Annotated in this window: 20 protein-coding genes; 13 read left to right on the forward strand and 7 right to left on the reverse strand. The window is 67.4% G+C overall.

Translation table 11 applies throughout. The features are described 5' to 3' along the window. Positions 1 to 95: 95 nt before the first annotated feature. The 6 genes from DBY63_RS15460 to DBY63_RS15485 all read left to right on the forward strand — a co-directional run bounded on the left by DBY63_RS15460 (position 96) and on the right by DBY63_RS15485 (position 8,167). Entirely contained in the window at positions 96 to 650 is a 555-nt protein-coding gene (locus DBY63_RS15460) for a cytochrome b (protein ID WP_108582383.1), read from the forward strand. A gap of 35 nt (positions 651 to 685) precedes the next feature. After that, complete coding sequence (locus tag DBY63_RS15465; RefSeq protein ID WP_007161692.1) at positions 686 to 1,264, forward strand: YceI family protein; 579 nt, start codon at positions 686 to 688, stop codon at positions 1,262 to 1,264. 346 nt (positions 1,265 to 1,610) lie between these two features. After that, positions 1,611 to 2,807 (forward strand): efflux RND transporter periplasmic adaptor subunit, encoded by a 1,197-nt coding sequence (locus DBY63_RS15470; protein WP_027598428.1) that lies wholly within the window; start codon positions 1,611 to 1,613, stop codon positions 2,805 to 2,807. Between the two features lie 12 nt (positions 2,808 to 2,819). Beyond that, complete coding sequence (locus tag DBY63_RS15475) at positions 2,820 to 5,957, forward strand: efflux RND transporter permease subunit (RefSeq protein WP_027598429.1); 3,138 nt, start codon at positions 2,820 to 2,822, stop codon at positions 5,955 to 5,957. A gap of 1 nt (position 5,958) precedes the next feature. After that, a complete protein-coding gene (locus DBY63_RS15480) occupies positions 5,959 to 7,461 on the forward strand; it encodes an efflux transporter outer membrane subunit (RefSeq protein WP_042136696.1) in 1,503 nt (500 codons plus the stop codon). Between the two features lie 118 nt (positions 7,462 to 7,579). Then, positions 7,580 to 8,167, forward strand: a complete 588-nt coding sequence (locus tag DBY63_RS15485) for a YajG family lipoprotein (RefSeq protein WP_007161696.1) — start codon at positions 7,580 to 7,582, stop codon at positions 8,165 to 8,167. Positions 8,168 to 8,227: 60 nt separating this feature from the next. On the opposite strand, the gene DBY63_RS15490 is transcribed toward DBY63_RS15485, so the two are convergent. Continuing rightward, a complete protein-coding gene (locus tag DBY63_RS15490) occupies positions 8,228 to 9,388 on the reverse strand; it encodes a 1-acyl-sn-glycerol-3-phosphate acyltransferase (RefSeq protein ID WP_108582384.1) in 1,161 nt (386 codons plus the stop codon). Positions 9,389 to 9,495: 107 nt separating this feature from the next. Between DBY63_RS15490 and DBY63_RS15495 the strand changes: the two genes are divergently transcribed. From DBY63_RS15495 to DBY63_RS15505, 3 genes are all read left to right on the forward strand, one after another. Next, entirely contained in the window at positions 9,496 to 9,678 is a 183-nt protein-coding gene (locus DBY63_RS15495; protein ID WP_017639858.1) for a CPXCG motif-containing cysteine-rich protein, read from the forward strand. Beyond that, a complete protein-coding gene (locus DBY63_RS15500) occupies positions 9,678 to 9,938 on the forward strand; it encodes a DUF2007 domain-containing protein (protein ID WP_007162730.1) in 261 nt (86 codons plus the stop codon). The genes DBY63_RS15495 and DBY63_RS15500 overlap by 1 nt, the downstream gene beginning before the upstream one ends. A gap of 154 nt (positions 9,939 to 10,092) precedes the next feature. Further along, on the forward strand, positions 10,093 to 10,710 hold the full coding sequence (locus DBY63_RS15505; protein WP_042136699.1) for an SOS response-associated peptidase: 618 nt from the start codon (positions 10,093 to 10,095) through the stop codon (positions 10,708 to 10,710). A gap of 66 nt (positions 10,711 to 10,776) precedes the next feature. Here the strand turns inward: DBY63_RS15505 and DBY63_RS15510 are convergent, their stop codons facing one another. After that, positions 10,777 to 12,906: a methyl-accepting chemotaxis protein gene (locus DBY63_RS15510; RefSeq protein ID WP_108582385.1), complete on the reverse strand. Its 2,130-nt coding sequence runs from the start codon at positions 12,904 to 12,906 to the stop codon at positions 10,777 to 10,779. 161 nt (positions 12,907 to 13,067) lie between these two features. Between DBY63_RS15510 and DBY63_RS15515 the strand changes: the two genes are divergently transcribed. Next, complete coding sequence (locus tag DBY63_RS15515; RefSeq protein WP_007162727.1) at positions 13,068 to 13,889, forward strand: M48 family metallopeptidase; 822 nt, start codon at positions 13,068 to 13,070, stop codon at positions 13,887 to 13,889. 117 nt (positions 13,890 to 14,006) lie between these two features. Here DBY63_RS15515 and DBY63_RS15520 read toward each other — a convergent pair whose 3' ends face one another. Both DBY63_RS15520 and DBY63_RS15525 read right to left on the reverse strand, forming a co-directional pair. Then, on the reverse strand, positions 14,007 to 15,008 hold the full coding sequence (locus DBY63_RS15520; protein ID WP_108582386.1) for a class I SAM-dependent methyltransferase: 1,002 nt from the start codon (positions 15,006 to 15,008) through the stop codon (positions 14,007 to 14,009). Positions 15,009 to 15,037: 29 nt separating this feature from the next. Then, on the reverse strand, positions 15,038 to 15,997 hold the full coding sequence (locus tag DBY63_RS15525) for a 2-hydroxyacid dehydrogenase (protein ID WP_108582387.1): 960 nt from the start codon (positions 15,995 to 15,997) through the stop codon (positions 15,038 to 15,040). Between the two features lie 94 nt (positions 15,998 to 16,091). Here DBY63_RS15525 and DBY63_RS15530 point away from each other — a divergent pair, with 94 nt between their 5' ends. Then, a complete protein-coding gene (locus DBY63_RS15530; RefSeq protein ID WP_108582388.1) occupies positions 16,092 to 16,679 on the forward strand; it encodes an ACP phosphodiesterase in 588 nt (195 codons plus the stop codon). Here DBY63_RS15530 and DBY63_RS15535 read toward each other — a convergent pair. Both DBY63_RS15535 and DBY63_RS15540 read right to left on the reverse strand, forming a co-directional pair. Beyond that, positions 16,622 to 17,419, reverse strand: coding sequence for a lysophospholipid acyltransferase family protein (locus DBY63_RS15535; protein WP_108582389.1), 798 nt, complete (start codon positions 17,417 to 17,419; stop codon positions 16,622 to 16,624). The genes DBY63_RS15530 and DBY63_RS15535 overlap by 58 nt on opposite strands. Continuing rightward, positions 17,416 to 18,144, reverse strand: coding sequence for a GNAT family N-acyltransferase (locus tag DBY63_RS15540; protein ID WP_044341928.1), 729 nt, complete (start codon positions 18,142 to 18,144; stop codon positions 17,416 to 17,418). Before DBY63_RS15540 ends, DBY63_RS15535 begins: the two co-directional genes overlap by 4 nt. A gap of 225 nt (positions 18,145 to 18,369) precedes the next feature. Here DBY63_RS15540 and DBY63_RS15545 point away from each other — a divergent pair, with 225 nt between their 5' ends. Beyond that, positions 18,370 to 18,855 carry a peptidylprolyl isomerase gene (locus DBY63_RS15545; protein ID WP_027598438.1) on the forward strand — a complete coding sequence of 162 codons (486 nt, stop codon included), beginning with the start codon at positions 18,370 to 18,372 and terminating at the stop codon, positions 18,853 to 18,855. 209 nt (positions 18,856 to 19,064) lie between these two features. Here the strand turns inward: DBY63_RS15545 and cysZ are convergent, their stop codons facing one another. Next, on the reverse strand, positions 19,065 to 19,835 hold the full coding sequence (cysZ, locus tag DBY63_RS15550) for a sulfate transporter CysZ (RefSeq protein ID WP_108582390.1): 771 nt from the start codon (positions 19,833 to 19,835) through the stop codon (positions 19,065 to 19,067). Between the two features lie 300 nt (positions 19,836 to 20,135). Between cysZ and trxB the strand changes: the two genes are divergently transcribed. Then, entirely contained in the window at positions 20,136 to 21,110 is a 975-nt protein-coding gene (trxB, locus tag DBY63_RS15555; RefSeq protein WP_108582391.1) for a thioredoxin-disulfide reductase, read from the forward strand. Positions 21,111 to 21,134: the final 24 nt, after the last annotated feature.

A 21,134-nucleotide genomic window follows, 5' to 3' on the forward strand; every position in this document is an offset into this window, starting at 1 on the left:
ATCGATTCCTTCGATATTGATTCGACACTTTTTCCGCTTTCCATCGATACGTTTGCGGCTAGGCTTAGGCAAAGCTTTTTCAGGAGAGAAAAGCGATGCACTGGCGCAACGATGGCCTTCGCTACGGTCTGGTAAGTCTGGTTCTGCATTGGGTCATGGCCCTGGCGATCGTCGCCATGTTCGCCTCCGGCCTGTGGATGCGCACCCTGGACTACTACGACACCTGGTACCACACCGCCCCCGAACTGCATAAGAGCGCCGGCATCCTCCTGCTGATCGCCCTGGTGCTGCGCCTGCTCTGGCGCCTGGTCAGTCCGCCGCCGCCGGTGGAGGGCAGCCCCCTGGTGCGCCGCGCCGCCGGGGCCGGGCACTTCCTGCTCTATGCCTTGATGTTCAGCGTCATGGTAGCCGGCTATCTGATCTCCACCGCCGATGGTGTGGCCATCGATGTCTTCGGCTGGTTCAAGGTGCCGGCGACCCTGAGCGGCTTGCCGGACCAGGCCGATACCGCCGGCAAGATCCACCTCTGGTTCGCCTGGACGCTGATCGTCCTGGCCGGCCTGCACGTGCTGGCCGCGCTCAAGCACCATTTCGTCGATCGCGACGGCACCCTGGTGCGCATGCTCGGCCGGGTCCATACCCCTTCCTGATGTTCGCTTCCCACCACCACATGGAGCTCCATCCAATGCTGAAGAAAACCGTTGCCGCCCTGGCCCTGGGTACCGCTCTGCTGGGCGCCGGCCAGGCCATGGCCGCCGATTACAAGATCGACAAGCAGGGCCAGCACGCCTTCATCCAGTTCCGCATCCAGCACCTGGGCTACAGCTGGCTGTACGGCACCTTCAAGGACTTCGACGGCAACTTCAGCTTCGATGCCAAGGATCCGTCCGCCGACAAGATCAAGGTGACCATCAACACCGACAGCGTCGACACCAACCACGCCGAGCGTGACAAGCACCTGCGCAGCGCCGACTTCCTCAACGTCGCCGCCCATCCCCAGGCCAGCTTCGAATCCACCAAGGTCACCCCCACCGGCGACGGCACCGCCGACGTCACCGGCAACCTGACCCTGAACGGCGTGACCAAGCCGGTCACCATCAAGGCCCACTTCATGGGCGAGGGCAAGGATCCGTGGGGCGGCTACCGCGCCGGCTTCGAGGGCACCACCACCCTCAAGCTCAAGGATTTCAACATCCAGAAGGACCTCGGTCCGAAGTCCCAGGAAGTGGAATTCATGCTGTCCTTCGAAGGCGTGCGCCAGTAACGGGACGCCCTCAGGTTGTAACCAAAGATGCCGGATTCGTCCGGCATTTTTATGCCTGGTCGTTTTTGGCGACGAGGCGGGCGCCAGAGGAATCCCCCGGCAGAACTCGCCTTCAGCCTGATGGTCTGCTACCGAGGTCGGTCGTCTGGGCCTGATGTCTTAGGAATAGCCGTTTTCACGAGGCGCCGGAGCCGCCGGCGAGATACCCGAGCATGGCGCTTGGGTTATTTACAAACAGTCGTGAACGTAAGTATATTTGTCTGATAATAATTCCTATGCTCGAGCCGGTGCGGATCCACAAGGCGCGCTGCGCATGCTCATTTCCCCGCTTTCAAGGACTTTTGATATGCAGATCAAGCCGGCGCATGCCTTTTTCGCCCCCGCCCTGCTGGCCGTGGCCCTGGCCCTGGGCGCCTGCGGCAAGCAGGACAACAAGGACCAGCAGCAGCAACAGCAGCAGAAGCCCGCGGAGGTCGGGGTGGTGACGATGCAACCCCGCACCGTGACCCTCACCGACGAACTGCCCGGGCGCACCTCGGCCTTCCGCATCGCCGAGGTCCGTCCCCAGGTCAGCGGCATCCTGCTCAAGCGCTACTTCACCGAGGGCGCCGACGTGAAGGCCGGCACCCAGCTCTATCAGATCGATCCGCGCACCTACGAAGCCAACGTCAACTCGGCCAAGGCCTCGCTGGCCCAGGCCCAGGCGACCCTGGCCTCCAACCGGCTCAAGGCCCAGCGCTATGGCGCCCTGGTCAAGGAGCAGGCGATCAGCAAGCAGGAAGCCGACGACGCCCTGTCCATGCAGCGGCAGAACGAAGCCCAGGTGGAATCGGCGAGAGCCGCCCTGCGCAACGCCGAGATCAACCTGGCCTACACCAAGGTCGCCGCGCCGATTTCCGGCCGCATCGGTCGCTCGATGATGACCGAAGGCGCCCTGGTCACCGCCGACCAGACCACCGCCCTGACTAGCATCACCCAGCTCGATCCCATCTATGTCGACGTGACCCAGTCCGCCACCGACCTGCTGCGCCTGCGCCGTGAACTGGACAGCGGTCAGCTGCAGCGCGTGCAGGGCGAGAACGCCGCCGAGGTCAAGCTGATGCTGGAAGACGGCAGCGCCTACAGCCGTCCCGGCAAGCTCAAGTTCGCCGAGGTCTCGGTGGATCAGGGCACCGGCTCGGTGACCATCCGTGCCGAATTCCCCAACCCCGACAAGCTGCTGCTGCCCGGCATGTTCGTGCGTGCCCAGCTGCAGTCCGGCGTTCGCCAGAATGCCCTGCTGGTGCCGCAACAGGGCGTGACCCGCGACATCAAGGGCCAGCCCACCGCCATGGTGGTCAACGGCGAAGGCAAGGTCGAGCAGCGAATCCTCAAGACCGAGCGTACCGTGGGCTCCGACTGGCTGGTCACCGACGGCCTGAAGGCGGGTGACAAGGTCATCACCGAGGGCCTGCAGAAGATCAAGCCGGGCGCCACCGTCACCACCAAGCCGGCGAGCAACATCGCCTCCGCCGAGCAGAAGCCGGCGGGTCAGGCTCAGTAAGGGGAGCGCCCGATGTCCAAGTTCTTCATCGACCGGCCCATCTTCGCCTGGGTGATCGCCCTGGTGATCATGCTCGCCGGTATCCTGTCGATCCTCAATCTGCCGATCAACCAGTACCCGAACATCGCCGCCCCGGCGGTCTCGATCCAGGTGAGCTACCCGGGCGCCTCGGCGCAGACGGTGCAGGACACCGTGGTCCAGGTCATCGAGCAGCAGATGAACGGGATCGACAACCTCAGGTACATCTCCTCGGAGTCCAACTCCGATGGCAGCATGACCATCATCGTGACCTTCAACCAGGGCACCAACTCCGACATCGCCCAGGTCCAGGTGCAGAACAAGCTGCAGCTGGCGACGCCGCTGCTGCCGCAGGAAGTGCAGCAGCAGGGCATGCGCGTGGCCAAGTACCAGCGCAACTTCATGATGGTGGTGGGCCTGGTCTCCATGGACGGCTCCCTGACCAAGGAAGACCTGTCCAACTACATCGTTTCCAACATGCGTGATCCCATCGCGCGGACCAGCGGTGTGGGTGACTTCCAGGTGTTCGGTGCCCAGTACGCCATGCGCATCTGGCTCGATCCGCAGAAGCTGGTGAAGTACCAGCTGACGCCGGTCGACGTCAGCAGCGCCATTCAGAGCCAGAACGTGCAGATCGCCTCCGGTCAGCTCGGCGGTCTGCCGGCGGTGCCGGGGCAACAGCTCAACGCCACCATCATCGGCAAGACCCGCCTGACCAGCGTCGAGGAATTCGGCAAGATCTTCCTCAAGGTCGATCAGAGCGGCGCCCAGGTGCGCCTGCGCGACGTGGCACGGGTGGAGCTGGGGGGCGAGAACTATTCCATCGACGCTCAGTTCGACGGCAAGCCGGCCTCCGGCATGGCCCTGCGTCTGGCCACCGGGGCCAACGCCCTGGATACCGCCAAGGCGGTCCGCGCCACCATCGAACGGCTCAAGCCGTTCATGCCGCCGGGCATGGAAGTGGTCTATCCCTATGACACCACCCCGGTGGTGACCGCTTCCATCCACGAGGTGGTCAAGACCCTGGGCGAGGCGATCCTGCTGGTGTTCCTGGTGATGTTCCTGTTCCTGCAGAACTTCCGGGCCACCCTGATCCCCACCATCGCCGTACCCGTGGTCCTGCTGGGCACCTTCGCGGTGCTCTTGGCGGCCGGTTTCACCATCAACATCCTGACCATGTTCGGCATGGTGCTCGCCATCGGCCTGCTGGTGGACGATGCCATCGTGGTGGTGGAAAACGTCGAGCGGGTGATGGCCGAGGAGGGGCTCTCGCCCAAGGAGGCGACGCGCAAGTCCATGGGTCAAATCCAGGGCGCCCTGGTCGGTATCGCCATGGTGCTGTCGGCGGTGTTCGTGCCCATGGCCTTCTTTGGCGGCTCCACCGGGGTGATCTATCGCCAGTTCTCCATCACCATCGTTTCCTCGATGGTGCTCTCGGTGCTGGTGGCCCTGATCCTGACCCCGGCGCTGTGCGCCACCCTGCTCAAGCCGGTCAAGCAGGGGCACCACGAGAAGCGCGGTTTCTTCGGCTGGTTCAACCGCAAGTTCGAGAGCGGTCAGCACCGCTACGAGCGCAGCGTGGCCGCGGTGATCCGCCACAAGGTGCCCTTCCTGCTGCTGTACCTGCTGATCGTCGGCGTCATGGTGTTCCTGTTCACCCGCATCCAGTCGTCCTTCCTGCCGGAAGAGGACCAGGGCGTGATCTTCGCCCAGGTCACCACGCCGCCGGGCTCCAGTGCCGAGCGGACGCAGAAGGTGCTCGACACCATGCGCGAGATGATGATGAAGAACGACTCGAGCGCGGTCAGCTCGATGTTCACCGTCAACGGCTTCAACTTCGCCGGTCGCGGCCAGAGCTCGGGCCTGGCGTTCATCCAGCTCAAGCCCTGGGAAGAGCGTCCGGACGCCAAGGATGGGGCCAGTGCCGTGGCCGGTCGGGCCATGGGCTACCTGTCGGGCATCAAGGACGCCATCGTCTACGCCATCGTGCCGCCGGCGGTGCTGGAGCTGGGTAACGCCACCGGCTTCGACTTCTATCTGCAGGACCAGGGCGGCATCGGCCACGAGGCGCTCATGGCCGCGCGCAACCAACTGCTCGGCATGGCCGCGCAGAATCCCAAACTGATGCAGACCCGTCCCAACGGCCTCAACGACGAGCCGCAATTCAAGCTCATCGTCGACGACGAGAAGGTGCGCGCCCTGGGGCTGTCGCAGAGCGACGTCAACCAGACGCTGTCCATCGGCTGGGCGTCCAGCTACGTCAACGACTTCATCGACCGCGGTCGGGTGAAGAAGGTCTACCTGCAGGGCGAAGCCAGCGCGCGGATGAATCCCGAGGACTTCAACAAGTGGTACGTGCGCAACAGCGCGGGCGAGATGGTGCCAGTGTCGGCCTTCGCCCGCGGCGAGTGGATCTACGGCTCGCCCAAGCTGGAGCGCTACAACGGCATCTCCTCGCTGGAGATCCTCGGTTCCGCGGCGCCCGGCTACAGCACCGGTGACGCCATGGCCGAGATCGAGCGCATGGCCAAGGACCTGCCGCAGGGCGTGGGTATCGCCTGGACCGGTCTGTCCTACGAGGAGCGGCTGTCGGGCTCCCAGGCGCCGGCCCTCTACGCCCTGTCGCTGCTGGTGGTGTTCCTTTGCCTCGCGGCGCTGTACGAGAGCTGGTCGATCCCGATCGCGGTCATCCTGGTGGTGCCGCTGGGGGTGGTGGGGGCCTTGCTGGCCACCTACTTCCGTGGCCTGGCCAACGACGTCTTCTTCCAGGTCGGTCTGTTGACGACCATCGGTCTGGCGGCGAAGAACGCCATCCTGATCGTGGAATTCGCCAAGGAGCTGCACGAGGGCGGCAAGAACATCGTCGATGCGGCGGTGGAAGCCTCGCGCATGCGTCTGCGGCCCATCATCATGACCTCCATGGCCTTCATCCTGGGCGTGGTGCCCCTGGCGATCTCCTCGGGCGCGAGCTCCGGCAGTCAGCACGCCGTGGGTACCGGCGTGATCGGCGGCATGCTCACCGCCACGATACTGGCGATCTTCTGGATTCCCATGTTCTACGTGGTGGTCAGCAGCCTGTTCAAGGACAAGGCCACCAAGGACCAGGAAGCCCATGGCAAGGAAGGACACTGATATGAAGAAGTCTGTCTTGGCGGTGGTCGTGGGCATGCTGGCCGTCTCCGGCTGCAGCCTGATCCCCGACTACCAGCGACCCAACGCGCCGGTGGAGAATGCCTGGCCCCATGGCCAGGCCTACGATGCCCTGACGGTTAATCGCGACCAGCAGGCGGCCGACATCGGCTGGCGCGATTTCTATCGCGATCCGGCCCTGCAGCAACTGATCCAGCTGTCGCTGGACAACAACCGCGACCTGCGCCAGGCCGCGCTGAACGTGCGCCTCTACCAGGCGCAGTACCGCGTGCAGCGCGCCGAGCTGTTTCCCGACATCAGTGTCAGCGGCACCGGGACCCGTACCCGCCAGCCGGAGGACCTGAGCCAGGTCTCCGCCATCCGCGAACTGCTCGCCGGCAACAGCGCCAACGGCGCGGGTGGCGGTGGCGGCGGCAGCATCAGCAGCCAGTACAGCGTGACCCTGGGCTTCACCTCCTATGAGCTGGACCTCTTCGGTCGCCTGCGCAGCCTCAGTGAGCAGGCGCTGCTCAACTACTTCGCCACCAGCGAAGGACGCCGCAGCACCCAGATCTCGCTGGTCTCGGAAGTGGCCAACGCCTACTACGCCTGGCTCACCGACCAGCGCATGCTGCAACTGACCCGCGAGACCCTGGACGCCTATCAGCGCTCCTACGACCTGACCCGTCAGACCGTGGAGAACGGCGTGGCCAGCGGCCTGGACCTTCGCCAGTCGCGCACCGCCCTGGAAGGGGCGCGGGCGAATCTGGCGCAATACACCCGCCAGGTGGCCCAGGATCGCAACGCCCTGGCCTTGCTGCTGGGCACCTCGATCCCGGCCGACCTGCCGCAGGGCAAGGGCCTGGACGGCAAGGACCTGCTCGCCGACCTGCCGGCCAACCTGCCGTCGGATCTCCTGCAGAAGCGCCCGGACATCCTCCAGTCCGAGCTGCAGCTGCGCGCCGCCAACGCCAACATCGGCGCGGCGCGGGCGGCCTTCTTCCCGCGCATCAGCCTGACCGCCCAGGGTGGCACGGCCAGTCGCGATCTGAATGGCCTGTTCGACGCCGGCTCCGGCTACTGGACCTTCTCGCCGAGCATCAACATCCCGATCTTCACGGCCGGCAGCCTCAAGGCCAGCCTGGATGCGGCCAGGATCCAGAAGGACATCAACGTCGCCACCTACGAGAAGTCGATCCAGACCGCCTTCCGCGAAGTGGCCGATGCCCTCGCGGCGAAGGGCACCTACGACGACCAGTTGCAGGCCCAGCAGGACCTGGTGCAGGCCAGCCAGGAGTACTACGACCTTGCCAACCTGCGCTATCGCCAGGGCATCGACAACTACCTCACGGTGCTCGACGCCCAGCGCTCGCTGTACAGCGCCCAGCAGCAGCTGATCACCGATCGACTCAACCAGCTCAACAGCGAGGTCACCCTGTACAAGGCCCTCGGCGGTGGCTGGCTGGAGCGCAGCCAGACGCGACCGCCGCTGGCGGCCAAGCCCTGATCCTGCTCCAGCAAGACGCCGGCCTCGTGCCGGCGTTCTTCTGTCCGGGGTGCCCGTCTATCGACGCCGCTGGGGGGCTGGGTATACTGCCCCCTGTCCCTTTCTCTGGAGTCTCTGCATGCGCTATCGCCTGTTGCTCGGCCTGCTCGCCGCCACTGGTCTGACCCTGGCCGGCTGCGCCAGCAGCCCCCAGCAATTGAGTCCGCAACCCCAGATCACCGCGCCCATCGCCCCGGTCGGCCAGGGCCAGCCGGTCTCGGTCCGGGTGGTCGACGGCCGTTCCTCCTTTACCCTCGGCACCCGTGGCGGTCTCTATCCCGACACCAGCGTGGTGGTGGTGCAGACCCAGGACGTGATTCCCAAGCTGCAGGCCGAAGCCGAGAAGGCGGTCCGCCAGATGGGCTTCACCCCGTCGCCCAATGCCGGCCCCGGCGCGCCCCAGCTGACCCTGACCCTGGCCGAGCTGAACTACCAGTCGCCCAAGGAACTGTACGTCACCGCCTCCGACGTTGCCGCGGCCTTCCAGGTCGACGTGCGCAACAGCCAGCGCGGCTACCGCGGCCGCTACGGCGCCAGCCTCAACCAGCGTTTCGGCATGGCGCCCAACGCCGAGGCCAACACCAAGCTGGTCAGCGATGTGCTGAGCGATGCCCTGACCCGGGTGTTCAAGGATCCGACCGTGGTCCAGGTGCTCAGCGGTCGCTGAAAACCCGACGCCCACAAAAAAGCCCGGCCAGTGCCGGGCTTTTTCATGGGTCGCCGACCGCTATTCCAGGCCGGCCAGCACGCGGTACTTGTTGAGCACCGGCTGGGCGTACTGGCGCACCAGCTGCGCGCGGTATTCCGCCGGGCACTCGGCCAGGCGCTTTTCCCACTCGCCGCGGGCGACCGCGATCTCCTCGGCGGGAAACAGGGTGTCCACCGCGGGCACGGCCAGCTCCGGATCGCGGCCCTCCCAGGCGGCATAGGCCAGGTAGCTGGCCGGGAACAGCCGGTAGTTGCCGAGGATCTGCCGGTCCATTTCCTGGGCCAGCGCCTTGGCATCCTCGAACTCACCCGTGACCGGCTCGCCAAAGGCCACGTGCACCCGGCCCTTGTAGCCGGTGATGCCCAGGGCGATGCTGACGTCGTCCTCGCCCGGTGCCTTGGTATAGCCGCCGGTGGTGGCGCGGATGTGCAGTTCGCGGGCCTTGGCCTGGTCGCAGGGATCGAATTCGTAGCTGATCGACACCGGCACGATGTTCAGCGCCTTGACCAGCTCGGCGAAGGGGGCGTCCTTGCAGCTCATGTGGAACATCTTGAGGATGGCCGAATCGGTACGGTCGTCGCCGTCCTTGGCCCGGCCCTCGGCCTGGGCGATCCAGATGGACTGGCCGTCTTGGCGGATCGAGTGATTGATGTAGGCGGACAGATTCTGGTACGCCGCCAGCTTCTCGCGCCGGCCGCTGATGGAGCGGTGCACGATGAAGCTCTTGTTCAGCCGCATCAGGTCGCTGACGAAGGGCTTCTGCAGGAGGTTGTCGCCGATGGCGATGCGCGGCGTTGGCAGGCCGGCGTGGTAGACGGCATAGTTGACGAAGGCTGGGTCCATCACGATGTCGCGGTGGTTGGCCAGGAACAGATAGGCCCGGCCACTGCGCAGCTGGTCGATACCGGAGTAGGTGACGCCGTCCGAGGCCTTTTCGATGGCGCGATCCACATAGGGTTCGAGCTTGTCCTGCAGCGCGGCGACGCTCTGGATGCCGCCCAGTTCCTGGCGCAGGCGGGTGCGCAACAGGGGCCGCACCACCCAGCCGAGGCCTTTGGACAGGCGCGGGAAACGGTAGCCGGCGAGGATGGCGATGAAGTGGTCGTCGTCGATCAGGCGGGCCAGAACCCCGGGGACTTCCGCGTCGTTATAGGGTCGAATGGCTTCGAACTCGCCCATGGTGTTCTCTTGTAGAAATTCCGGCGGCCATAGTAGTGGGCGTGGCGCCAGATGCAAGCGCCAGGGGCCGGATGGGCGGCAGGTTGGCGGTCGAGGAGTGCAGGCAGATGCTGGAAAGCCAGGAATACGATTGCCCTTATTGCGGCGAACCGGGCGAGGTGGTGCTCGACCTCAGCGGCGGTGATCAGGACTACTACGAAGACTGCGAAGTCTGCTGCCGGCCGATCCGCTTCGGCCTGCACACCGATGGCGAGGACTGGAATCTCGAGGTTCGTCGGGAGGACGACTGATGCGGCGCATCTACGAGCCGGGTTCGCTGCACGAGGGTGAATTGCTCCTGGCGGTGCTGGCCAGCGAAGGCATCAGCGGCTTTCTCGCCGGGCGCCATCTGCTCGGGGGCATCGGCGACCTGCCGGCGGCAGGGCTGCTCGGCCTGCTGGTCGAGGATGAGGAGGCCCTCCGCGCGCAGGCGCTGATCGCCGCGTACAATGCCGCCACGCCCCTGCCGGGAGAGGATCCGTCCCCCGAGCAGGGCATCCTCGTCTGCTAGGTTCTAGACGAAAAGTGCCTACGCATCGGTGATGCTTCGTTGAAAAACGCTTCGGAATGCTCATTTACCACTTGTAAACTCCGCTTCCTCAGCATTTTTCGCCTCGCCTGACCTTCGCTCGGCGACTTTTCGTAAAGAACCTAAAAAGGTTTTCATGTCCGGACGCTACGCCCTGTTCCGCTGGCCCGCCGAATTCGCCGCCCTGGCGGGATTCCCCGAAAAGCATGCGCCGCGCTGGAACATCTCCCCCCATCAGCAGGTGCTGCTGCAGCGGCGGACCGCCGAGGGCGAGCGGGTCGACAGCGGTCGCTGGGGACTGACTCCGCCCTGGCTCACCGATCTTTCCCGCACCCCCACCCACGCCCGCGCCGAAAGCCTGGCCACCCAGCCGATGTTTCGCGAGCCCTTTCGCCTGCGGCGTTGCCTGCTGCCCGCCAACGGCTTCTACGAATGGCGCGGCAATCATCGCAAGCGGCCCTACTGGATGCTCAATGGCGAACCCCTGGCCTGGTTCGCCGCGCTCTGGGAGGCCTATCCGGCCGGGGACCAGCTCTGGCTGTCGGTGGCCATGGTCACCCAGGCCGCCGGCCCGCTGCGGCGGCCGATCCTGCTGGATGAAGCGGGGCGTGCCCTCTGGCAGGATCCGGACAGCCCGCCTGAAGCCCTGCAGGCGCTGTTGGCCACGGGCGGCATGCCGCTGCGCGAGCGGGTGCTGGCCGATATCGTCAACCGACCCGAGGTGGACGGGCCGGAGTGTCTGACCCCGCTGTAGACGCGGCCCTCACCCCTGCCTCTCCCAGGAGGGAGAGGGGGTGGCTTGGCACTTGAGGGGAGGGGGCTAGACCCGGAACCGTCCCGCCAGTTGGCGTTGCTGTTCGGCCAGTTCGCGCAGTTGCTGGCCGGCGCGGGAGGCGCTGTCGGCTTCGCCGTGGACCGCCTGGGCGCTCTGGCCGATATTGACCACGTTGCGATTGATGTCCTCGGCCACCGCGCTCTGTTCTTCCGCGGCGCTGGCGATCTGCAGATTCATGCTGGTGATCTCGCCCACCGCCGCCAGGATGGTGTCCAGGGCCTGGCGGGTGGCCTCGGTCTGGGCGACCTGGGTGCTGGTCTGGGCGCCGCTGGCCTGCATCACCGTCACCGCCTCGCGGGTGCCCTGCTGCAGGCGCTGGATCATCTCCTGGATCTCGCCGGTGGCGACCTGGGTCTTTTGCGCCAGGTTGCGCACCTCGTCGGCCACCACGGCGAAGCCGCGGCCCTGCTCGCCGGCCCGCGCCGCCTCGATGGCGGCGTTGAGTGCCAGCAGATTGGTCTGCTCGGCGATGCCGTTGATGGTGGTGAGGATGGAGCCGATGTTCTCGCTGTCCTCGGCGACCCGGCGGACCTGCTCCACCGCGCGCTCGATCTCCCGGGCGAGGGTGGCGCTGCTGGCGACGTTCTGCTGCACCAGCCGCTGGCCTTCGTTGACCGCGCCGTCCGCCTCGGTGGCGGCCCGCGCCGCGCGACCGGCATTGCCGGCCACGTCCTGGGCGGTGGCGGTCATCTCCTGCATGGCGGTGGCCAGCTGGTCGATCTCCTGCAACTGGCGCTGCACGCCGTCGCGGGTGCGCTGGGCGATATGGGAGGTGTGCTCGGCGGCCGAGGCCACCTCGCCCACGGAGCGGATCAGCTGGCCGATGAGGCCCTGCAGCGAGGCCAGGAAGCGATTGAAGCCGCCGGCCATGGCACCGACCTCGTCGCGGCGCTCGGTGGCGAGGCGCTGGGTGAGGTCACCGTCGCCCTGGCCGATGGCGTCGAGCATGGTCACCATCTGCCTCAGCGGCCGGGCGATGCGCAGGCTGATCAGCCAGAGTACCAGCAGACCGGCGCCGGCGACCGCCAGGCCCACCAGCAGCATGCCGATCACGTCCTGGTGGCGTTGGCTACCCAGGGTGTCCTTGAGGCTGTAGAGGTCGGCCAGCACGGCTTCGCGGGGGAGTTCGATGATCAGCGTCCAGACCTGGCGGTTGTCGCCGGCGAAGCGCAGCGGCAGATAGACCTGATAGCGCTCGCTCTGGGCGTCGAAGCGACGGGTGACGCCTTCGCCGAGGTCCTTGAGGCCGGTCAGGGTCGCGCCCAGCACCGGTTCGGCCGGTTTGCCCAGCTGGCTGGCATCGGCGGTGTAGGCGACCAGGGTGCCGCGCCCGGCCACCAGGGCCATGCGGCCCACGCCGCCATAGAGGCGGCCATTGGCCTTGACCAGCTGGCGCTGGATGAAGTCCAGCGGCACGTCGGCACCGACCACGCCCTTGAAGGCGCCGCCGACCAGGATCGGCACGTTGAAGGAGGCGATCAGCACCTGCTGCTCGTTGACCGTGTCGGGCATGGGATCGAGCACGCAGGTCGTCCGATTTTCCCGCGGGCACAGGTAGTACTCGCCTTCGCGCACGCCCGAGGGCAGGCGGGTCTGGCTTTCCAGGGTCGGGCCGATCGGTTCCACCGTCACATCGCCGTCGAGGGTCTTGTGCCACCAGGGGGTGAAGCGCCCCTGCTCGTCGTAGCCGGCCGCGGCATCACCGCGATGGCGGTCGTCCTGGCCGTCGATGGCATTGGGCTCCCAGACGGTATAGAGACTGAGCAGGCCGGACTGGCGCTGCAGACTCCGGCCCAGCAGGCGGACCAGACTCTGGCGATCCAGCTCGACCTGCTGGTCGCCCGGACTGGCCATGGCCACGTTGAGTTGCGCCAGCTGACTGGCCAGTTGCAGGGGGACGTCCAGCTGGCGTTGCAGCTGGTTGCCCACGGCCTCGGCCTCGGCCGTGAGCCGGGCTTCGGCGGCCGTGGCGGCCAGGGCCTCGGTATGGCTGTCGACCAGGGCGCGGGTGCGCTGACCGGCGAACAGGGTGTAGGCGATCAGGGCAGCGACCACCGCCAGGATGCAGGCGCCGGCCAGCAGGGTGATGGAGGTGCGGATGGAGCGGGAATTCATGGGGGACTCCGGGGCGTTCGATACCGGGAGCTATCGGCGCAGATGTCTGTCCATTGAGGCCTCCGGTCGGCTGGCAGGAGAGCGTTGCCGGGCATTACCGGACGTTGCCGGGTCTGACGCCCCTCTCTAGACTGTATCCGCCTCGATACCTGGAGATTCCCATGCGCCGTATCCTTCCCCTCGCAGGCCTGTCCCTGAGCCTGCTGCTGGTCGCCTGCCAGACCGTCAATACCACCTCGGGTGGTGCGGTCGGGGTGCAGCGCAAGCAGTACATGTTCAGCATGCTGTCCGAGCAGCAGGTCAACCAGATGTACGCCCAGTCCTATGCCAAGACGGTCAGCGAGGCCAAGTCCGCCGGCAAGCTGGCCAACGACACGGCCGACGGCAAGCGCGTGGCCGCCATCGCCAAGCGGCTGATCCCGCAGACCGCGGCCTTCCGTCCGGACGCGGTGAACTGGGATTGGCAGGTCAACCTGGTGCAGAGCGACGAACTCAACGCCAACTGCGGCCCCGGCGGCAAGATCTTCGTCTACAGCGGCCTCATCGATCAGCTCAAGCTGACCGACGACGAACTGGCGGCGGTGATGGGCCACGAGATCGCCCACGCCCTGCGCGAGCACAGCCGCGAGCAGATGTCGCGGGCCTATGCCATCCAGATGGGCGAGAACCTCGGCGGCGCCCTGCTGGGCGTCGGCCAGGGCGGCATGCAGCTGGCCGACCAGGTGTCCCAGGTGGCCCTGACCCTGCCATTCAGCCGCGGCAACGAGAACGAAGCCGACCTGATCGGCCTGGAGCTCTCGGCGCGCGCCGGCTACAACCCCAATGCCGCCATCACCCTCTGGCAGAAGATGGCCCAGGCCAGCCAGGGCAAGCAGCCGGCGGAATTCCTCAGCACCCACCCCTCCGACGCCAACCGCACCAAGGCGCTGCAGGCGGCGATTCCCAAGGTGATGCCGCTGTACGAGGCGGCGAAGAAGGGTTGAGGGTTTGGGTTGGGTGAGAGGGTTTCCCTCACCCCAGCCCTCTCCCAGGGGGAGAGGGGGCGGGTAGGCGCCGTAGGCTGGATTGAGTGCAGCGAAGCCCGGCAGGGCTCAGCGTCGCTACCGCCGCCGGGCGCTGTAGACCTTGAAGCCTTCGCGCTCGGCCAGGGAGCGGCAATTGCCGAAGGCGGCCTCGATCAGCGGCGGATAGCGCAGGAAGCTGTTGGCCACCAGGCGCAATTCGCCGCCGGGGCGCAGATGGCGCACCGCCTCGGCCAGCAGGGTCTCGGTGGTGCGGTAGTCGGTCTTCACGCCGCTGTGGAAGGGCGGATTGCTGACGATGGCGGCAAGACCGCTGGGCGCCGCGGCGATGCCGTCACCGGCGATCACGGTTCCGGCCAGGCCATTGGCCGCCAGGGTCTGGCGACTGCTGGCCACGGCGAAGGCGTCCACGTCGAGCAGGTGCAGGGTGCTGGCGGGATAGCGGCGGGCCAGGGCGGCGCCGACCACGCCGGCGCCACAACCGAAGTCCAGTACCGCCCCCTCGGGCAGGCCGTCGAGGTGTTCCAGCAGCAGCGCCGTGCCCACGTCCAGCCGGCCATGGCTGAACACACCCGGCAGGCTGAGAATCTCCAGACTCATCCCCGCCCGTTCCAGCCGATGGCGGTGCAGCCAGGCGTCCGGCTGCGGATCGGCCGAGGTGCTAGGGTCCTGCACCACCCACAGTTGGCAATGGCGGGCGCTGTCGAGCTTGCTGGCCTGGCCCAGGACGCCCAGCTGGCGCGCCGCGCGTTCGATCCCGGCCTTCTTTTCCCCGACCAGAAACAGACTACCCGCGGCCGGCAGGCGCTGGCTCAGGGCGGTGAGCAGGAAGTCGGTGGCCTCGCGGGACTTGGGCAGGAACAGCACGGCAGCGGTGAAGTCGCCCGCCGGGGGCTCGATCCCCAGGCTGACGCGACCCGGATAGCGCCGCATCAGTTGTTCGGCCTCGCCCGCATGCCAACTCCAGCCGCTGGCCGCGGGCAGGGCGCCCAGCAGCTCATCGGCCGGCAAGCCGGCCAGCAGCAAGGCGCCGCCAAAGCGCTCGGGGTGACGGAGGAGGACTTCGCTGCGCGGATCCATGGGGCTACCTGGCGAAAAAAGCGCGAACTTTAGCAGACCACCCGCTGCGGCGTGCCGGCGAAATGACCCTCGGCATTGGCGGCGAGCTGGCCAATGATCCGCTGGCGCGCCTCGCGACTGCCCCAGGCGTTGTGCGGGGTGACGATCAGTCGTGGAATGTCGCCGGCCAGCAGCGGATTGCCGTCGCGCGGCGGCTCGACGCTGAGCACGTCGGTGGCGGCGCCGGCCAGGTGGCCGCGTCTCAGGCAGTCGGCCAGGGCCTGTTCGTCGACGATGCCGCCGCGGGCGGTGTTGACCAGGAAGGCCGTGGGTTTCATCGCCGCCAGTTCCGCCGTACCGATCAGGCCGCGGGTCTGCTCGGTCAGCGGGCAGTGCATCGTCAGGGCATCCACCTGGGGCAGCAGCTCGGCCAGCGGCAGGCTGCCCGGGCGGGCGGGCCGACCGGGCAACTGGCCCACCAGGGTCTGCATGCCGAAGGCTTCGGCCAGCCGCTTGACCGCGCTGCCCAGTTCGCCGAGGCCGAGCAGGCCCAGGGTCTTGCCCTCCAGCTCGACGATGGGGTGATCGAGCAGGCAGAACTGGCTGGCGCTCTGCCAGCGCCCGGCGCGGATGTCCGCCTGGTAGTCCGGCAACCGGGTGGCCAGGGCCAGCAGCAGCGCCAGGGTGTGCTGGGCGACCGAGGCGGTGCCGTAGCCCTGGCAGTTGCAGACGCGCACGCCCTGGGCGCGCGCGGCCTCCAGGTCGATGTTGTTGGTGCCGGTGGCGCTCACCAGGATCAGCTTCAACTCGGGGCAGGCGGCCAGGATGGCGACGTCCAGCACCACCTTGTTGACGAGGGCGACCTGGGCGCCGGCCAGGCGCGCCGCGACCTCCTCCGGGGCGCTCGCCGGATGGAGTTCCAGTTCGTCGAACACCGCGCGCAAGGGCGCCGGGTCCAGATCGCCCAGGTCGAGAGAGGCATAGTCGAGGAACACGGCGCGAACGGGCATGACGACTCCAGCGGACAGGGAAGGGAGGTCCGAGCCTAGCAGCCGCGGGTCGTCCAGGAAAACCGCCCGGGCGCGGCTGGAGTATGCTGAGGGGATGAATTATCTCGCGCACCTGCACCTGGGCGGCCCCGGCCGCGAAGATCGCCTCGGCAGTCTCTACGGCGATTTCGTCAAGGGCTCGGCGGACCTCTGGCCGGCCGGGATTGCCGCCGGCATCCGGCTGCACCGGCGCATCGACGTCTATACCGACGACCATCCCCTGGTGATCCGGGCCAAGACCCGGTTGCCCGCGGCGCGGCGGCGGGTGGCCGGACTGCTGGTGGATGTCTTCTTCGATCACTGCCTGGCGCGCCTCTGGCACGACTATGCCGAGCAGCCGCTGCCGGATTTCGTCGCGGACTGCTACCAGACCCTGCTGGAGGAGCCGGAGCTGCCGCCGCGGCTGGCCCGCATTGCGCCCCTGATGGCGCGTCAGGACTGGCTGGGCAGCTACCAAGACTTCGCCGTGCTGGAGCGGGTGGTGGAAGGCATGGCGCGGCGGCTGTCACGCCCGGAGCTGCTGGCCGGGGCCTTCGCCGAACTGGACGCCGCCTACGACGGCCTGCTGGCAGACTTTCGCGACTTCTATCCGCAGTTGCAGGCCTTCGCCGCCGCCGAGCGGGCGGCGCGGGTTTCCAGCTGAATCCCGAGGCGGCCGGCGATGGCCGCCTGGCAGCGACCCGCCAGTACCTGGCGCGCCTGGCCTTGGGGCAGCACCGCGGGCAGCAACTCGATCCTCAGGGTGGTCCCGCCATTCTCCAGCAGGCGCAGCAGATGACTCACCAGGTCGTCGTCGCCGATGAAGGCCGCGGCCCGGTCAGGCTCGCCGTGGCGCCAGTAGCTCAGGGCCACGGGTTGCAGCGGGGTGCCGGTGGCGATGGCCGGACTCAGCAGCCGGCCATGAAAGGTCCGCAGCACGCTGCCGTCGGTGGTGGTGCCCTCGGGAAAGAGCGCCAGCGACAGGCCCTGGGTCAGGCGCGTGGTCAAGGCTTCGCCCAGGGCGTCGCCGCGTTCGGCACCGCGGCGGATGAACAGGGTGCCGGCCTGGCGCGTCAGCCAGCCGGCGAAGGGCCAGTCCGCCACCTCCGCCTTGGACAAGAAGCCCAGCGGCCGCAGGCTGCCGAGGGCGACGATGTCCAGCCAGGACACATGATTGGCCAGCCACAGGTGGGTGCCGTGCGGCACCTCGCCCCGGACCTCCAGGCGCAAGCGCAGCGCCCGGGCCAGCAGCTGGAAGAAGCGCCGCGTCAGCCGTTGCCGCAGCCCCAGGCAGGGCCGCCGACCGAGCGTTACCGCCAGCGCCACCGTCAGGGCGAACAGCGCCCCGAGCAGCAGCGCGGCCAGCACCGGCAGCAACCGCAGGGCGAGGTGCAGTCGCCTCATACCGCGGCCTTGAAGTGGCGGGCATAGCGTGGGCAGAGGTCTTCGCGCTTGAGCAGGATGAAGACGTCGGCCACGCCGAATTCCGGATCCCAGCAGGGCGCGCCGCAGACCTGGGCGCCCAGGCGCAGATAGGCCTTGAGCAGGGGCGGCAGCTGCACCACCAGGTTGTCCGGCACGGCGACGAAGGGCAGCGGGCGCCGCGGCGTGGCGCGGATCGCCGGGATGCGTTCGTCCCGCGCGGCCTGGCGCAGCAGGGCGGCGGCCTGCAGGCCGCCATCGGCCATGGGCACGCTGGCGCAGCCCATGAGGTAGCGATAGTCGCCACAGGCCATGATTTCGGCCAGTTCCGCCCACAGAAGGGCGATGGCGGCGCCGGTGCGATGCCCGGGCGCCACGCAGGTGCGGCCGATTTCCAGCAGCGGACCCTGCAGGCCGTCCAGGCCTTCCAGCTGGAATTCGCTTTCGCTGTAGAGACTGCCCAGGCGCTCGCGGCGGCGTCCGTCGAGCAGTCGCGTGGTGGCGATCAGCTCGCCGCTGCGCAGGTCGCGCACCCCCAGGTGCAGGCAGTGGGCGTCGTAGGCGTCCTGGTCGAGGTTGTCGGCGAAATGCACGCCGTAGGTGCTGCCGAAGACGTTGGCCCGCAGGCGCTGGGCGGCGCGGATATCCGCGGCGGTCGACAGGCGTTCGGCGCGCAGCGCGGGCGGTGCGGACACTGGAATCGGCATGGCAGGGCTCCGGCAGTGGGTATGCAGCAAACCCTAGGTAGCCGGGATGACAGCCCCGTGAAGCGGCCGTGGCGATCTCGTGACGAGCGGTCGGGCACCGTTGCAGGGGCGCCCTCCAGATGCCTCCGGGCGCCAGGGGACTGACCGAACGCATTCGCAATTGCTAGGTTGGACGCGTAGACTGATGCGTCAATCCTATTTTTTCCCAGCATGAAGGTTCTGGCCATGCAGATCGCGGCGAACACGGCAGTATCCATCGACTACACCCTGACCAACGACGCCGGCGAAGTCATCGACAGCTCCGCTGGTGGTGCTCCGCTGGTGTACCTGCAAGGCGCGGGCAACATCATTCCCGGCCTCGAGCGCGCCCTTTCCGGCAAGCAGGCCGGCGACGAGCTGAAGGTGGCCATCGAGCCGGAAGACGCCTACGGCGAATACACCCCCGAACTGGTTGCCACCCTGGGCAAGGAAATGTTCGAAGGCGTGGACGAGCTGGAAGTGGGCATGCAGTTCCACGCCTCCGGCCCGGACGGCGCCATGCAGATCGTCACCGTGCGTGACATCGACGGCGACCAGGTCACCGTCGACGGCAACCACCCCCTGGCTGGCCAGCGTCTGAACTTCGACGTCAAGGTGGTCAACGTGCGTGCGGCCAGCGACGAAGAAATCGCCCACGGCCACATCCATGGCGAAGGTGGTCACCACCACTAAGCCTGGCCTCAGGCTCCTGCGACGCCCGTGTCCGGCCTTGCCGGCGCGGGCGTTGTCGTTTGTGGCGTCCGTGCGGGGTGGCCCTCACCCCAACCCTCTCCCAGGGGGAGAGGGGGCTGGTTGGATGATGTGGCCTAGGGTGGATGACGGCGCAGCCTCATCCACGGAGGCACGATGGCCGCGTGGAAAACGCTGCGCGGTTTTCCACCCTACCGGGCCAGGCTGCCTTGGGGACGCACCACCAGGGCCTTGTCGCCCCCTTCACGCACCCAGAACAGCGTCGCCCCAGCCACCGCGGCGGGCATGAACAGGGCGTTCAGGCCAGGGACCAGCAGCGCCAGGTAGGTCACCCCGCCAAAGCCCAGGCAGCGCAGGCGGCGGGTGCGCAGCCAGGCGAGCATGGCACGGAAGTCCAGCTTGTGGTTGTCGGCGGGAAAGTCGATGTACTGCACCGCCATCATCCAGACGCCGAACAGGATCCACAGCGGCGCGGCGATCAGGTTGAGGCCGGGGATGAAGGTCAGCACCAGCAGGCCCAGGGCGCGCGGCAGGTAGTAGCCCAGCTTGCGCAGTTCGCGCTGCAGGGTGCGTGGCACCATGGTGACCAGTTCGGTGAGGTTGAACGGCGGGAAGCCGTCCTGGCCGCGCACCATGACCTCGACCTTTTCCGCCAGAAAGCCGTTGAAGGGCGCCGCCACCAGGTTGGCCAGCATCGTGAAGGTAAAGAAGATGATCGCCAGCAGCAGGAGCACGAACAGCGGCCAGAGCAGCCATTCGACGAAGCTCGCCCAGGCCGGCAGGCTCGGCATCAGCTGCTCCAGCCAACCCTCGAAGCCGCGCACGGCAAAGGTGAGAATGGCGGCGTAGAGCAGCAGGTTGATGGTCAGCGGGATGACCACGAAGCGGCGCATGCCGGGGCGGGTCACCAGGCGCAGCCCTTCGGCGAAGTAGGCGGAGCCGGACAGCGGAGCGACAGCCATGAAGATTCCTGACAGGTGGTGGGAAGGCACAGCTTACCTCAGGGCTCCCTGGCCGAAGCGGTCGACATAGGCGCGCCCTATGGTCTGGATTTAGAATGGTCGCTTCTGTGGAGGGGCGGCACCCGTTAGGCTGAGCCCCATCCCTGGACCCGGTGTCCGCCTTTCGGCGCCGGTCGCGCCGTCGCCAGGAGCGACCGGCGCTTGCGGAACGGCTCCGCACGCACACCGGCCGGCATGCCCCCAGGGCGCGCCGGCCACTCTACTCTTAGGTCTGCCGGAGACCCCGGCAGGGAGAATGTCATGTCTGAAGTCAGCAACTCGCGCCATTCGCGTCTCATCATCCTCGGTTCCGGTCCGGCCGGTTACACGGCCGCGGTCTATGCCGCCCGTGCCAACCTCAAGCCGCTCTTGATCACCGGCATGCAGATGGGCGGCCAGCTGACCACCACCACCGAAGTCGACAACTGGCCGGGTGATCCCCACGACCTGACCGGTCCGGCGCTGATGGAGCGGATGCGCGAGCACGCCGAGCGCTTCGAGACCGAGATCATCTTCGATCACATCAACGCCGTGGACTTTGGCGGCAAGCCCTACACCCTCAAGGGTGACAGCGCCACCTACACCTGCGACGCCCTGATCATCGCCACCGGTGCCAGCGCCCGCTACCTGGGCCTGGCCAGCGAGGAGGCCTTCATGGGCAAGGGCGTGTCCGCCTGCGCCACCTGCGACGGCTTCTTCTATCGCAACCGCGAGGTGGCGGTGGTCGGCGGCGGCAACACCGCGGTCGAGGAGGCCCTCTACCTGGCCAACATCGCCAGCAAGGTCACCCTGATCCACCGCCGCGAGACCTTCCGCGCCGAGAAGATCCTGCAGGACAAGCTGCGCGCCCGGGTCGCCGAGGGCAAGATGGCGCTCAAGCTCAACGCCAGCGTCGACGAGGTGCTGGGTGACAACATGGGCGTCACCGGCGTGCGCATCAAGAACAACGATGGCAGCAGCGAAGAGCTGCAGGTGGCCGGTCTGTTCGTCGCCATCGGCCATACCCCCAACACCGGGTTGTTCGAAGGCCAGCTGGAGACCCACGACGGCTATCTGGTGGTGAAGGGCGGTCGCGAGGCCAATGCCACCGCCACCAACGTGCCGGGCGTGTTCGCCGCCGGCGACGTGGCCGACCACACCTACCGCCAGGCCATCACCTCGGCCGGTGCCGGCTGCATGGCGGCGCTGGACGCCGAGCGCTACCTGGATGGGTTGGGCGATCTCCAGGTCCTCTAAGGCCTGATCGACGCCTGACAAAGA

Origin of the sequence: Pseudomonas sp. RIT411, from assembly GCF_003057735.2 — a bacterium.
GTDB classification, from domain to species: domain Bacteria; phylum Pseudomonadota; class Gammaproteobacteria; order Pseudomonadales; family Pseudomonadaceae; genus Chryseomonas; species Chryseomonas oryzihabitans.

Bases quoted from the DNA above. Each gene is read 5' to 3' on its own strand.
- DBY63_RS15490 (WP_108582384.1), bottom strand. From the start codon at position 9,388: ATGGGCGAGTTCGAAGCCATTCGACCCTATAACGACGCGGAAGTCCCC.
- DBY63_RS15505 (WP_042136699.1), top strand. From the start codon at position 10,093: ATGTCCGGACGCTACGCCCTGTTCCGCTGGCCCGCCGAATTCGCCGCC.
- cysZ (WP_108582390.1), bottom strand. From the start codon at position 19,835: ATGGCTGTCGCTCCGCTGTCCGGCTCCGCCTACTTCGCCGAAGGGCTG.
- DBY63_RS15520 (WP_108582386.1), bottom strand. From the start codon at position 15,008: ATGGATCCGCGCAGCGAAGTCCTCCTCCGTCACCCCGAGCGCTTTGGC.
- DBY63_RS15470 (WP_027598428.1), top strand. From the start codon at position 1,611: ATGCAGATCAAGCCGGCGCATGCCTTTTTCGCCCCCGCCCTGCTGGCC.
- DBY63_RS15485 (WP_007161696.1), top strand. From the start codon at position 7,580: ATGCGCTATCGCCTGTTGCTCGGCCTGCTCGCCGCCACTGGTCTGACC.
- DBY63_RS15465 (WP_007161692.1), top strand. From the start codon at position 686: ATGCTGAAGAAAACCGTTGCCGCCCTGGCCCTGGGTACCGCTCTGCTG.
- DBY63_RS15535 (WP_108582389.1), bottom strand. From the start codon at position 17,419: ATGAGGCGACTGCACCTCGCCCTGCGGTTGCTGCCGGTGCTGGCCGCG.
- DBY63_RS15510 (WP_108582385.1), bottom strand. From the start codon at position 12,906: ATGAATTCCCGCTCCATCCGCACCTCCATCACCCTGCTGGCCGGCGCC.
- DBY63_RS15515 (WP_007162727.1), top strand. From the start codon at position 13,068: ATGCGCCGTATCCTTCCCCTCGCAGGCCTGTCCCTGAGCCTGCTGCTG.
- DBY63_RS15500 (WP_007162730.1), top strand. From the start codon at position 9,678: ATGCGGCGCATCTACGAGCCGGGTTCGCTGCACGAGGGTGAATTGCTC.
- DBY63_RS15480 (WP_042136696.1), top strand. From the start codon at position 5,959: ATGAAGAAGTCTGTCTTGGCGGTGGTCGTGGGCATGCTGGCCGTCTCC.
- DBY63_RS15495 (WP_017639858.1), top strand. From the start codon at position 9,496: ATGCTGGAAAGCCAGGAATACGATTGCCCTTATTGCGGCGAACCGGGC.
- DBY63_RS15475 (WP_027598429.1), top strand. From the start codon at position 2,820: ATGTCCAAGTTCTTCATCGACCGGCCCATCTTCGCCTGGGTGATCGCC.
- DBY63_RS15530 (WP_108582388.1), top strand. From the start codon at position 16,092: ATGAATTATCTCGCGCACCTGCACCTGGGCGGCCCCGGCCGCGAAGAT.
- DBY63_RS15540 (WP_044341928.1), bottom strand. From the start codon at position 18,144: ATGCCGATTCCAGTGTCCGCACCGCCCGCGCTGCGCGCCGAACGCCTG.
- DBY63_RS15460 (WP_108582383.1), top strand. From the start codon at position 96: ATGCACTGGCGCAACGATGGCCTTCGCTACGGTCTGGTAAGTCTGGTT.
- DBY63_RS15545 (WP_027598438.1), top strand. From the start codon at position 18,370: ATGCAGATCGCGGCGAACACGGCAGTATCCATCGACTACACCCTGACC.
- DBY63_RS15525 (WP_108582387.1), bottom strand. From the start codon at position 15,997: ATGCCCGTTCGCGCCGTGTTCCTCGACTATGCCTCTCTCGACCTGGGC.
- trxB (WP_108582391.1), top strand. From the start codon at position 20,136: ATGTCTGAAGTCAGCAACTCGCGCCATTCGCGTCTCATCATCCTCGGT.